The organism is Priestia sp. SIMBA_032, from assembly GCF_046535215.1.
GTDB lineage: Bacteria > Bacillota > Bacilli > Bacillales > Bacillaceae_H > Priestia > Priestia aryabhattai.
In genome coordinates, this window is sequence record NZ_JAWRXD010001711.1 from 1 (window position 1) to 229 (window position 229).

At 56.8% G+C, this 229-nt stretch carries 1 protein-coding gene; it reads left to right on the forward strand.

What is annotated here, in order from left to right:
- Positions 1 to 42 precede the first annotated feature (42 nt).
- Positions 43 to 229: hypothetical protein (locus SB717_RS40080; protein WP_410908957.1), on the forward strand; the 187-nt coding region annotated here is incomplete at its 3' end.

The window sequence follows — 229 nt, forward strand, 5'->3', positions numbered from 1 at the left end:
GGTGTCGTAACCATCGGTGCGCTTCTGGGTGCAGCTGCACACATGGAAGGTAAAGCAGCCCGAGTCATGGACATGGCAGGCATGGCCCAGAAAGGCGGTACCGTTTACTCGTACGTTCAATTGGCTACCTCGGACGATCAGATCTCCTCCACCAAGATTGCTGCAGGCCATTGCGATTTGCTGATCGGTGCCGATGCTGTCGTATCAGGCAGCAGCGCAACGCTATCGC